Source organism: Streptomyces aureus (assembly GCF_001418135.1).
Lineage (GTDB): Bacteria > Actinomycetota > Actinomycetes > Streptomycetales > Streptomycetaceae > Streptomyces > Streptomyces aureus_A.
In genome coordinates, this window is the sequence record NZ_LIPQ01000200.1 from 1 (window position 1) to 8,693 (window position 8,693).

Annotated in this window: 7 protein-coding genes; 2 read left to right on the top strand and 5 right to left on the bottom strand. The window is 70.0% G+C overall.

Translation table 11 applies throughout. The features are described 5' to 3' along the window. Positions 1-133: 133 nt before the first annotated feature. Positions 134-1,471 carry an esterase-like activity of phytase family protein gene (locus AOK00_RS17880; protein ID WP_055601306.1) on the bottom strand — a complete coding sequence of 446 codons (1,338 nt, stop codon included), beginning with the start codon at positions 1,469-1,471 and terminating at the stop codon, positions 134-136. Between the two features lie 159 nt (positions 1,472-1,630). Here AOK00_RS17880 and AOK00_RS17885 point away from each other — a divergent pair, with 159 nt between their 5' ends. Beyond that, positions 1,631-2,782 carry a winged helix DNA-binding domain-containing protein gene (locus tag AOK00_RS17885; protein WP_055601307.1) on the top strand — a complete coding sequence of 384 codons (1,152 nt, stop codon included), beginning with the start codon at positions 1,631-1,633 and terminating at the stop codon, positions 2,780-2,782. 107 nt (positions 2,783-2,889) lie between these two features. On the opposite strand, the gene AOK00_RS17890 is transcribed toward AOK00_RS17885, so the two are convergent. From AOK00_RS17890 to kdpF, 4 genes are read right to left on the bottom strand one after another with little or no spacing between them, the layout of a single operon-like run. Beyond that, positions 2,890-3,564: a potassium-transporting ATPase subunit C gene (locus tag AOK00_RS17890; protein ID WP_055601308.1), complete on the bottom strand. Its 675-nt coding sequence runs from the start codon at positions 3,562-3,564 to the stop codon at positions 2,890-2,892. A 2-nt stretch (positions 3,565-3,566) separates the two neighbouring features. Then, positions 3,567-5,672: a potassium-transporting ATPase subunit KdpB gene (kdpB, locus tag AOK00_RS17895; RefSeq protein ID WP_055601309.1), complete on the bottom strand. Its 2,106-nt coding sequence runs from the start codon at positions 5,670-5,672 to the stop codon at positions 3,567-3,569. Further along, the gene (kdpA, locus tag AOK00_RS17900; RefSeq protein WP_055601310.1) at positions 5,669-7,333 is read right to left on the bottom strand and encodes a potassium-transporting ATPase subunit KdpA; all 1,665 of its coding nucleotides are present in this window, start codon (positions 7,331-7,333) and stop codon (positions 5,669-5,671) included. Before kdpA ends, kdpB begins: the two co-directional genes overlap by 4 nt. A gap of 8 nt (positions 7,334-7,341) precedes the next feature. After that, positions 7,342-7,431, bottom strand: coding sequence for a K(+)-transporting ATPase subunit F (gene kdpF, locus AOK00_RS17905; protein ID WP_033204243.1), 90 nt, complete (start codon positions 7,429-7,431; stop codon positions 7,342-7,344). Positions 7,432-7,886: 455 nt separating this feature from the next. Between kdpF and pucL the strand changes: the two genes are divergently transcribed. Beyond that, on the top strand, positions 7,887-8,693 hold an 807-nt coding region (pucL, locus tag AOK00_RS17910; protein WP_055601311.1), incomplete at its 3' end, for a factor-independent urate hydroxylase.

An 8,693-nucleotide genomic window follows, 5' to 3' on the forward strand; every position in this document is an offset into this window, starting at 1 on the left:
CTGACGTCCACGCGGCCCGCGTAGACGGCGCTCTGACGTCCGCGCGGCCCGCGCAAATCGCACTGCTGACGTCCACGCGGCCCGCGTCACCGCAGTGCTGACGTCCAAGCGGCCCGCGCGGTGTCCTGACGCGTCAGCGCAGGCGGTGCGGCAGGCGGACGCGCACCAGTGTGGTGTCCACGTCGCTGTCGACGAGGCGCCCGTTCGCATCGAAGGCCGCCGGGCCGTCCGACATGCCGAAGTCGTTGTCGTTGAGGAGGACCAGGGTCGAGGAGCCCTCCACCGCGATGCCCTCGATCTTGCCGGGGACGCCCTCGACCGTGTTCAGGTCGACCACCAGGCGCTTCGCCAGGACCGGGGCGTCGGCGGCCGCCTCGTCGTCGAGCTGCTCCAGAGCCGGGTGGGCCGTCGTGTCCCACGGGGAGCCCAGGATGTCGGAGCCGCGGCGGAGCCGTACCTCGTAGACGCGGGAGGACGTGTCCGTGCGCTCCTGGACCAGCACCCGGTCGCCGCCCAGCGCCACGATCGAGGAGATCTTCAGCTCCGACGTCTTCGTCTGCCCCGGCTCCACGACGCCCACCGGGTCGAAGCGGTAGGCGTACTCCGCCGTGACGCGGTTCTCGCGGGTCGAGAAGCGCAGCAGGCGGGTGTTGCGGGAGTCCTCGCCGGCGGCCTTGTCCGGGTTGAGCAGCGGGCTCTGCAGGGCCATCACCAGGTCGCCGTCGGGGAGCAGCGCCAGGCCCTCGAAGCCGCGGTTGATCTTGCGCTTGAGGAAGATCGACGGGAGCGACTCGATCACCGGGTAGTCGGCGCCGGTCAGGCCGAGGCCCTTGGGGACGTGGCGGGCCAGGACCCGCCCGTTGGCGGAGACGTGCACCAGCGACGGGCCGTACTCGTCCACCAGCCAGAAGCCGCCGTCCCGGTCCCGTACGAGCCCCTCGGTGTCGAGGCCGTTCACGTTGTACGCGAGCGGGGTCGTCGCGTTGTAGTCGTACGGGGCCTCGTCGCGGCCCGGCTGGTTGGGCAGGCCGGTGACGGGCGCGCCGGAGGCGGTGGTGAGCGGGATGGACTTCAGCACCTGGATCCGGCCGCCGACCGCGCGGACCTTCACGATCGCCGGGTCGAAGCCGGGCACCGGGAACGTGCGCCGCTTCTCCTTGCCGACCGCTATCTGCCCGTTGGGGCCCCGGTCGGTGACCGTCCAGTACTCGCCGCTCCGCTCGGCCGGGTACAGGTCGCTGCCGATGCCGCCCAGGTCGACGTCCCGGTCGTCGTCGACGCTGCCGGGCAGCAGGCCGTTGCTGAAGGCGGCCAGCGGGATGTCCGGCAGGGTCGAGGTGGAGACGACCCGGGCGGTTGAGCCGTGCCGCGCCGGCTCCGCCTCGGCCGTACCCATGACCACCGTCAGCGCGAGCGCGGCGGACAGCGGAAGAACCACGACGGCGGGGCGGCGCATGAGGCGCGGATTCATCTGAACTCCCTCTGAACATCTGGAATGTCGCCCATGGAGGCGGCCTCATGGTCCAGTTCCGGCCACAACGGTGGGCGTCGGGTGTGCGACGTCGTGGCGAGTCCTGGGTGAACGCGCGACTCCGGCCCGCGGGCGCCGGGACCGGGGGACAATCGCGCCATGGTGATCTCCGCGCGCGCCCTCAACCGCTCCACTCTCGCCCGGCAGCTCCTCCTCGACCGGGTGCCGATCGGTGTCGGGGAGGCCGTGCGCCGGGTGGTGGCGCTGCAGGCGCAGCAACCGGGTTCGCCCTACGTGGCGTTGTGGAACCGCGTCGCCGGATTCGATCCCGCGCTGCTCGACAAGGCCGTGGAGGGTTTCGAGGTGGTCAGGTCGACCCTGATGCGGCTCACGCTGCATGTGGTGCACGCCGAGGACTACCGGGCGTTCCGGGAGGGCATGGAGCCGACCCTGCGCGGTTCACGGCTCCACGACCCCCGGTTCACGGCGGCGGGGTTCACGGCCGACGACGCCGACGCGCTGCTGCCCGCTCTCCTCGACTACGCCGGGGAGGCCCGGAGCGGGGCGCAGATGAGGGGGCGCCTCGAAGCGGCGCGGGGCGGGCCGGTGGAGGCCGTGGTGTGGCGGATGATGCGGCAGTACGCGCCGCTGTGGCACGCGCCGACGGGGCCGCCGTGGTCGTTCGGGGCGGCGCAGTCGTTCGTGACGGCGAACGCGCCGCTGCCCGTGCTCGGCGATCCGGAGGCGGCGACGGCGGGGCTCGCCGTCCTGATCCGGCGATATCTGGAGGGCTTCGGGCCGGCGTCCGTACCCGACATGGCGCAGTTCACGATGGCGCCTCGGGGGAAGGTGCGCGAGGCGGTACGGCTTCTCGGGGGCGAGCTCGATCAGTCGGAGGGTCCCGGCGGGGTCCTCCTGTACGACGTCCCCGGGGCGCCCCGGCCCGACGAGGACGTCCCGGCGCCGCCCCGTCTGCTGGCGATGTGGGACAGCGTCCTGCTGGCCTACGCGGACCGCAGCCGCGTCATCCCGGCCGAGTACCGCAAGCATGTGATCCGAGTGAACGGCGACACGCTGCCGACGCTGCTCGTCGACGGGTACGTGGCCGGGGTCTGGCGCCTCGTCGAGGGAGGCGTCGAGGCCTCGGCCTTCCACCCGCTGCCCGCCCCGGTCTGGGCGGAACTCGCGAGGGAGGCCGAGGCGCTCGACGGCTTCCTCGCCACCCGTGACCGTCGTGTCTACAGCCGCTACGACCACTGGTGGGTCAAGGGGCTTCCCACGGTGGAGACCCGGGTGCTGCCGGGGCGCTGACCGCCGCCGGCGGCGGCCGGCAGCCCGATGGCCGGAGCGCTGACTGCCGGCAGCCCGATGGCCGGGGCGCTGGCCGCCGGCAGCGGCCGGCAGGCCGATGGCCGGGCTCAGCCCTTCGCCGTCACGAGCTGCTTGAGGGCGATGTTGAGTTGGAGGACGTTGACGCGGGGCTCGCCGATGAAGCCGAGGAGGCGGCCGTCGGTGTGGTCGGCGACCAGCTTGTCGACCGCCTTGACGTCCAGCTTGTTCACCTCGGCGATCCGGTGGACCTGGAGCTTCGCGTACTCCGGGGAGATGTGCGGGTCCAGGCCGGAGCCGGAGGAGGTGACGGCGTCGGCGGGGACGTCCGAGGGCTTCACCCTGTGGTCGGCCGTCGAGTTGTCCTTGATGACGGCGGCCTTGGCGTCCTTCACCCACTGGATCAGGTCCGCGTTGTCGCCCGAGCGGTTCGTGGCACCGGAGAGGATGATCGAGTACTGGGTGTTGACGCTGTTGGCGCCCAGGCCGTTCGACGGACGCGGCTGGAACCACTTCAGGTCGGGCGCCGCCGTCTCCTCGCCCTCCTTCAGCGGCAGGTCGTAGGTCTGGCCGATCAGTTCCGAGCCGACGACCCTGCCGCTCGCGTCGGTGACCTCGGAGCCGTTCGCCTTGCCGGGGAAGGCCACCTGGGCGATCCCGGTGACGGCCAGCGGGTAGAGGACACCGCACAGGACGGTGAGGACGAGGAGGGCTCGGAGGCCCGCCCAGAGCAGACGGCCTGTGCTTCCTGCGGAGTTGTTCATGATCAGCCGATTCCGGGGATGAGGGAGAGGAGCACATCGATGATCTTGATGCCGACGAAGGGGGCGATCAGGCCGCCAAGGCCGTAGATCCCCAGGTTCCGACGGAGCATCGAGTCCGCGCTGGACGGCCGGTAGCGCACTCCCTTGAGGGCGAGCGGGACCAGCGCGACGATGACCAGCGCGTTGAAGACCACCGCGGAGAGGATCGCGGACTCGGGCGAGGTCAGGCCCATGATGTTGAGCCTGTCCAGGGACGGGTGGGCGACCGCGAACATCGCGGGAATGATCGCGAAGTACTTCGCCACGTCGTTGGCGATCGAGAACGTCGTCAACGCACCACGGGTGATGAGGAGTTGCTTGCCGATCTCGACGATCTCGATGAGCTTGGTCGGGTCGGAGTCGAGGTCGACCATGTTGCCGGCCTCCTTCGCGGCCGACGTGCCGGTGTTCATCGCGACACCGACGTCGGCCTGGGCGAGCGCGGGTGCGTCGTTCGTGCCGTCACCGGTCATCGCGACCAGCTTGCCGCCCGCCTGCTCGCGCTTGATCAGCGCCATCTTGTCCTCGGGCGTCGCCTCCGCGAGGAAGTCGTCGACCCCGGCCTCCTCGGCGATCGCCTTCGCGGTCAGCGGGTTGTCGCCGGTGATCATGACCGTACGGATGCCCATGCGGCGCAGTTCGTCGAACCGCTCCCGCATGCCCTCCTTCACGACGTCCTTCAGGTGGACGACGCCGAGGACGCGCGCCCCCTCGGCGTCCTCCAGAGCCACGAGCAGCGGCGTGCCACCGGCCTGGGAAATCCGGTCCGTGAGCGCCTGCGCGTCCGCGGAGACACTGCCGCCCCGCTCCTTCACCCACGCCACGACCGAACCGGTCGCGCCCTTGCGCACCTTGCGTCCGTCCACGTCCACACCCGACATGCGGGTCTGGGCGGTGAACTCGATCCACTGGGCACCGGCCAGCTCGTCCTGGTGACGCTCGCGGAGGCCGTACCTCTCCTTCGCCAGGACCACGATCGAGCGGCCCTCGGGGGTCTCGTCGGCGAGCGAGGAGAGCTGGGCGGCGTCGGCCAGTTCGGCCTCCGTCGTCCCGGTCACCGGGGCGAACTCCGAGGCCTGGCGGTTGCCGAGGGTGATCGTGCCCGTCTTGTCGAGGAGCAGCGTGGAGACGTCACCCGCCGCTTCGACCGCGCGGCCCGACATCGCGAGGACGTTGCGCTGGACCAGCCGGTCCATGCCCGCGATGCCGATCGCGGAGAGCAGCGCGCCGATGGTCGTCGGGATGAGGCACACCAGCAGGGCCGTGAGGACGATGAGCGAGGTCTGCTTGTCGGCGCCCGCGTAGATCGCGAACGGCTTCAGGGTGACCACGGCGAGCAGGAAGACGATCGTCAGCGAGGCGAGCAGGATGTTGAGCGCGATCTCGTTCGGCGTCTTCTGCCGGGCCGCGCCCTCGACGAGGCCGATCATCCGGTCGATGAAGGTCTCGCCGGGCCTCGTCGTGATCTTCACGACGATCCGGTCCGACAGCACCTTCGTGCCGCCCGTCACCGCACACCGGTCGCCGCCGGACTCGCGGATCACCGGGGCCGACTCGCCCGTGATCGCCGACTCGTCGACGCTGGCGACGCCCTCGACGACGTCACCGTCGCCGGGGATGATGTCGCCGGCCTCGCAGACCACGAGGTCGCCGATGCGCAGCTCCGTTCCCGGGACCCGCTCCTCGTCCGCGCCGACGATCCTGCGGGCGACCGTGTCCGTCTTGGCCTTGCGCAGGGTGTCGGCCTGCGCCTTGCCGCGGCCCTCGGCCACCGCCTCCGCCAGGTTGGCGAAGATCGTCGTCAGCCACAGCCAGACCGTGATCGCCCAGCCGAACCAGTCCCCCGGGTTCCTGACCGCGAGCACGGTCGTGACGATCGAGCCGATCAACACCACGAACATGACGGGGGACTTGACCATGACCCGCGGGTCGAGCTTCCTGATCGCGTCCGGGAAGGACGCGACGAGCTGCTTCGGGTCGAACAGTCCGCCGCCGACGCGTCCGGCCTCGGCCGGCCGGCCGCTGGGCGCCCCGGACCGCGGGGGCCTGGTGGGAGTGATGGTGCTCATGCTGCGAGCCCTTCGGCGAGCGGTCCCAGCGCGAGGGCCGGGAAGTAGGTGAGACCGGTGATGATGAGGATCGTGCCGACCAACAGGCCCGTGAACAGCGGCTTCTCGGTCCGCAGGGTGCCCGCCGTCTGAGGGACGGGGGTCTGCTCGGCCAGCGAACCGGCCAGCGCGAGGACGAACACCATCGGCAGGAACCGGCCGAGCAGCATCGCGATCCCGATGGTCGAGTTGAACCACTGGGTGTCCGCGTTCAGCCCGGCGAAGGCCGAACCGTTGTTGTTCGCGCCCGAGGTGTAGGCGTAGAGGATCTCGGAGAAGCCGTGCGCGCCGGAGTTGGTCATCGAGTCCGCCGGCGTGTCCAGCGCCATCGCGACCGCCGTGAAGCCGAGGACCAGGGCGGGGGTGATCAGGATGTAGCAGGCCGCGAACGTGATCTCGCGGGTGCCGATCTTCCTGCCCAGGTACTCCGGGGTGCGGCCGACCATCAGGCCGGCGACGAACACCGCGATGACCGCCATGATCAGCATGCCGTAGAGGCCGGAGCCGACGCCGCCGGGCGCGATCTCGCCGAGCTGCATGCCCAGCATGGTGATGCCGCCGCCGAAGCCGGTGTACGAGGAGTGGAAGGAGTTCACCGCTCCCGTGGAGGTCAGGGTGGTGGCGACCGCGAAGATCGACGAGCCGCCGATCCCGAACCGGGTCTCCTTGCCCTCCATCGCACCACCGGCGATGTCGAAGGCGGGGCCGTGGTGGGCGAACTCGGTCCACATCATCAGCGCGGTGAAACCGAGCCAGATCGTGGCCATCGTGCCGAGGATCGCGTACCCCTGCTTGAGCGAGCCGACCATCCGGCCGAAGGTCCGCGTCAGCGCGAACGGGATCACCAGGATCAGATAGATCTCGAAGAGGTTGGAGAGACCGCTGGGGTTCTCGAAGGGGTGGGAGGAGTTGGCGTTGAAGTAGCCTCCGCCGTTCGTGCCCAGCTCCTTGATGACCTCCTGCGAGGCCACCGCCCCGCCGTTCCACTGCTGCGTCCCGCCCATGAACTGGCCGACCTCGTGGATGCCGGAGAAGTTCTGGATCGCACCGCACGCCACCAGCACCAGCGCGCCGATCACCGAGATCGGCAGCAGGACGCGGAACGTGCCCCGGACCAGGTCGGACCAGAAGTTGCCCAGCTCGCCCGTGCGGGACCGGGCGAAGCCGCGCACCAGGGCGACCGCGACCGCCATGCCCACCGCCGCCGACAGGAAGTTCTGCACCGCGAGGCCGCCGGTCTGCACGACGTGGCCCATGGCCTGCTCGCCGTAGTACGACTGCCAGTTGGTGTTGGCGACGAAGGAGGCGGCCGTGTTGAACGCCTGGTCCGGGTCGATCGACACGAAGCCGAGCGAGCCGGGCAGCGACCCCTGTACCCGCTGGAGCAGGTAGAGGAAGAGGACGCTCACCGCGGAGAAGCCCAGGACACCGCGGAGGTACGCGGGCCAGCGCATCTGCACCGACGGATTGGCACCGATGCCCTTGTAGATCCACTTCTCCACCCGCAGATGCTTCTCGGAGGAGTAGACCCTGGCCATGTGGTCACCCAGCGGGCGGTACGACAGGCCGAGCGCGACCAGAAGGGCGAGGAGTTGGAGGACGCCGGCAAGAACGGGACTCATGATCGGCCTCAGAACCTCTCGGGCTTGACGAGGGCGAGGACGAGGTAGCCCAGGAGGGCGGCGGCCACCAGCAGGCCGACGATGTTCTCGGCACTCACAGCTTGGCCACCCCCTTGGCGATGAAGGCCACCAGCGCGAAGACCGCGATCGTGGTGACGACGAAGGCCACGTCGGCCATCGTGAGCTCCCGGATGCAGGAAGAAGGAAGAACGGATTCTCGGACGAGTCGAGGAAACCTGTCCCCGGCCGCTTCGCCGCCTCCGTTGACGTGCCCCTAACGCCGCCGATGCCCGTCTTGACGCGTCTCGTACGTCCGGGTGACCTGGCCCACGGATCTCGGGCTCCCGCGGGTTCGGCGCTCCCCCATTGCCAGTGGCCGGAAGGGGACATATCTTCGAGCGGAACCTACGGACCGGGATGCTCGTCAGTCCCGGGGCGGCCCGCCGTTCACGGGTCGGACGGCGGGGAGCGGAACCCTCGGGGACGACGGGGACGCTGGACGCCGGGCGTACGGGATATCCGTATCCACGTACCCGCAGGAGCTGAGCAGCACATGAGCAAGCACGTCCTGGCGCAGAACCAGTACGGCAAGGCCGAGAACCGCATCGTCGCCGTGACCCGCAAGGGCAACGACGGCGCATGGCACGAGATCCGCGACCTGAACGTGTCGGTGGCGCTGCGCGGTGAGTACCGCGACGTCCATCTGACCGGCGACAACGGCAACTGCCTGCCGACCGACACCACCAAGAACACGGTCTACGCCTTCGCCAAGGAGCACGGCGTGGCCTCCCCCGAGGCCTTCGGCATCCTCCTGGCCAAGCACTTCGTGACCTCGCAGGCGGTGATCCACGAGGCGCAGATCCGGGTGGAGGAGTACGCCTGGGAGCGGATCTCCGTCCCCACCCGCAAGGAGCAGCACTCCTTCGCGCGCAAGGGCCAGGAGGTCCGCACCGCGCAGATCACCTACTCGGCGAACACCGGGCTCCAGGTCCTCTCGGGCCTCAAGGACCTCACCGTCATGAACTCGACGAACTCCGAGTTCCACGGCTTCATCAAGGACAGGTACACGACGCTCCAGGAGGCGTACGACCGGATCCTCGCCACCAAGGTCACCGCCCGCTGGGCGAACTCGGCCCCGGCGGCCGCGGACGAGGAGCACGACTGGGACCGCTCGTACCAGAAGGTGCGCCGTCACCTGCTGGAGGCGTTCGCGGAGACGTACAGCTACTCGCTCCAGCAGACGCTGCACGCGATGGCCGACCGGGTCCTCGACAACGTCTCCACGGTCAACGAGGTCCGGCTCAACCTGCCGAACAAGCACCACTTCCTGGTGGACCTGGAGCCCTTCGGCCTCAAGAAC